Raw genomic sequence first — 3,505 nt, forward strand, 5'->3', positions numbered from 1 at the left:
GCATTGGGGATAGAGGCAGGCTGCATGAACATTATTCCCTAAACCACGTTCTAAAATACATAAATATTTACAAATATCGATTCTTGCAAATCCGTCAAACCAAATACCAACTATGCAAAAATAACGACAAATGAAAAGATGTACAGCCTGTTTTCTTCTCTTCTCTGTTATATCATTTATCCCTACCGGGTGCAGCTCAGGCACTCCGGTGGAGAATGGCAATGAAGAGATAGCCGTTACATATAATGATTCCATACCCCATCTCGGCGAAGAGAGGAGAAAGCTGACAGGAACAGACATCCGGTTGCTAAAAGATATTCAATACGATAAGTATTTGCTTGATGATGAATACCCTTATAAGGACACTGTCCGGCGTTTTCAATGGGAAAAGATTAAAGAAGGAATTGCCCATATTGAAAATGAAGTCTCCCGTGGAGGCAGCTGGGGTGTTTTGAGCAATTACAAGAACATGAACGGTGAAGCCCCCACCATTGAAGGTTTCGTGAGAAACGACTATAGAAGGGTTTCCGATCAATTCGGTGTTGAGCGTTACCAGTCGGTTCCTCTCTATAGTGCATATGGCGACACAGTATTGGTACGCTACGGGAGAGATGGGTGGATAGTGAAAATTACTGGAAACGACACCATTGAGATGGTCAGGGTGACCGGAGTTTCTATGGAGGGTGAATATCTGGTTCCTAACCGTTATCTGAAAGTATGGGGTGACAGCATCTGTTTTGATAAAGTTGTAGCGGTAGATGTCACCAATCAGAATATTTCAACATTGACGAGAGAAAACGGTGGCTGGCATATATTGAGTATGAATCCCGCAACCACAGGTACGCACAGGCCGCCGCATGCACATGAAACACCTACGGGAATTTTCGCTGTTCAGGAGAAGAAAGAGAAAATGTACTACGTAAAAGACGGTACAAGCGAGATTGCCGGATTCGCCCCCTATGCTTCCCGTTTTACTAATGGAGCTTACATCCACGGCGTTCCGGTACAATATCCCAATAGAAATGTAATTGAATACAGTCCATCCCTGGGTACCACACCCAGGTCTCATATGTGTGTCAGAAACGCATCGTCTCACTCTCAATTCGTATATGACTGGGCAACTGTTAAAGAGTCGGTTGTTATTGTTATTGATTAACAAATGAGTCTGCTCCTAAAGGCCCTAAATATCAAAATTAATTAAATTAATCCGCTGAATATCAATATGTATTTTGGCCTGTTTACAATTACAAAGGCTTTTTGTAGGGACTCACAATTATATTCAAAAAAATAGAGTATATTTGGCAATATTTTTCCTGAACAGGCTATGCGTATAATAATATTCTCTTTCATATTTCTTGTATTCTCTTCCCTCTCTTTCCCCATTGGGAAAAAGGATCAAAAGGAAAACGCTTCACCAGCAACACTCTCTTCAAATGGTTGCGAGTTACTCTATGAACAGATGAATCTTTGCGAAATAATGCATTTCGACGCCTTCAAATCTGCATACACCGGTTATACAAAGTTAAATATCAATAACAATCCTCTGCTTACGGTGATCGATTTCAGTCTCCCATCATCCGAAAAAAGGATGTACGTACTTGATTTGGAAAAGAGAAAGGTACTCTTTGTTTCTTATGTTTCACACGGGCGCAACAGTGGAGAAAACTTTGCTACATCATTCTCAAACCTGAGCGGTTCACACAAAAGTTCATTGGGTTTTTACCGTACAGCCGGCACATATAACGGAAGTAATGGATATTCGCTTCAGCTGGACGGTTTGGAAGAGGGCATTAACGACAAGGCAAGATCTCGGGCCATCGTAATCCACGGAGCCGATTATTGCAGTGAGAAGGTTATTAAATCTACCGGAAGGCTGGGCCGTAGCTTCGGTTGCCCGGCGCTTCCCAAAGAGCTGACAAAACCTGTCATCAACACCATAAAAGGAGGTTCATTGCTCTTCATATATGCCGGCCGCCCAGATTATACGGCCATGAGCAAGGTGGACAAAATCAGCATAGAAGAGCATTCTGTTCAATATTTTAAAACTATTTTCAAAGTCCTCAATCTTTATTGAAACCTAAAAATATTTTTCATCATTCAGTTTGAGACCCATTTTATAAAGATCACGTAATTTTAAAAAATGATGCATTGCTTGAAATTTCGCAATTCCGCTTTTTCATTTCACCAAACTCATTAACTCCTGATAGTTTTCTACCGCGTCGAATATTATCTTGTCGCTGCTGATTGCCTGGAAGTGTTTCCGGGCACAGGATATTTTTGCTGACTCCACTTCCCTGAGTTCCATGGTGGAGATATTCCCCTTGGTCTCTGCCACGAAATAGACATGCTTGACCGCTCCTTCGTTAAACGCGATGGCCCAGTCGGGATTGTATTTCCCCACCGGAGTACTGATATAAAAGCCCTTGGGAAGCTTCACATATACGCTCACCTCACTGCTAATATCCAATTGTTCGGCAAATGGTTTTTCCGTCTTTACTGAATCGAAGATCACGTAATCGTACAGGTGCTTGTTTGCTGCAATCGCATTCACACCAAGCTTGCCTTTCAAGGTTGGTTCGGTGAAGATCTCCGTGCCGAAGCTGTCGTTCAGCTTGTTGTAAGCGATATGCTGGATGATCACCGTCGCCTTCTCCTCGTTGATCAGGTTGGAGCACTTAAGGATAAACTCCTCGGGGTTGAGCATGAACTGGTCGAACACCGGTCTCTCGATACCGGTCAGGATTCTTACCACCGTATTGCGAGTCAGTCCCGTTTCAGCTACCACCTTTCCCACCAGGTCGTATTTTACGTTGCCGTTTACCGCAGAGTGCACATCGATGTGTTTCGACGATTGCTGCTTGAACCCCTCTCCTACTTCTAATGATTCTTTTGACTCAATCATTTCCAAAGCTCCAGAGGTGACGGTGAAAAAGATCTTCGACACGTTCAAATGGGTGTTCAGTCGCTGAATCGCCTTGCGGACCAACTCCTCTGTCTCGAAATCCACCACGTAAGCCGTCTTGGTGTTGATGCTCTTCCAAAGTTTTTTAAACTCCTCGCGGTTGAACTTCTGTTCATCAAGATGCAGTTCCACGTTGTTGCCCCGTGCATTCTCGGGAGCAAGCATCTTCGGGTTGTAGACCGAATCGAGGATACTCATCACCGACTCGCTGCTGGCTTCCACCTCTCCCGGCAGTTGGAAGCTGCCGCTCTCTTTGTCCTCGTAGTACTTATCGGTCAGGGTCCCCGCCTTCACGTAACCATAACCTGCCAGGCTCTCGTAGAGGACCAGGGCCGCCTCCTCACCCACTGGGTATGGCCTGCCTTGTTTATCTGCCAGCACCTTATCCTTGAACAACGAGGGAGAAACTTTCTGTGGACGGACGGCAATCACTTCGGCCAGTTCAGTCTGGAGCGCCTTTGCAAAGCGGTCGTAGCTCTCGCTCGCGATTACCGTCAGCTGGTTGATATGATGCACCTCACTTCCCAGGAAATTGGTGTCCAT

2 protein-coding genes and 1 pseudogene are annotated in these 3,505 nt (G+C 44.8%); 2 read left to right on the forward strand and 1 reads right to left on the reverse strand.

Annotated features, from left to right (window positions below; all coding sequences use genetic code 11):
* Nucleotides 1-130: 130 nt before the first annotated feature.
* A complete protein-coding gene (locus tag B3Z75_RS10685; protein ID WP_286832627.1) occupies nucleotides 131-1,156 on the forward strand; it encodes a L,D-transpeptidase in 1,026 nt (341 codons plus the stop codon).
* Between the two features lie 168 nt (nucleotides 1,157-1,324).
* Nucleotides 1,325-2,074, forward strand: coding sequence for a murein L,D-transpeptidase catalytic domain family protein (locus tag B3Z75_RS10690; RefSeq protein ID WP_286845833.1), 750 nt, complete (start codon nucleotides 1,325-1,327; stop codon nucleotides 2,072-2,074).
* Between the two features lie 102 nt (nucleotides 2,075-2,176).
* Here B3Z75_RS10690 and B3Z75_RS10695 read toward each other — a convergent pair.
* Nucleotides 2,177-3,505, reverse strand: a pseudogene (locus B3Z75_RS10695) (restriction endonuclease subunit R); the annotation flags it as partial.

Source organism: Proteiniphilum sp. UBA1028, from assembly GCF_002316955.1.
Taxonomy (GTDB): Bacteria; Bacteroidota; Bacteroidia; order Bacteroidales; family Dysgonomonadaceae; genus Proteiniphilum.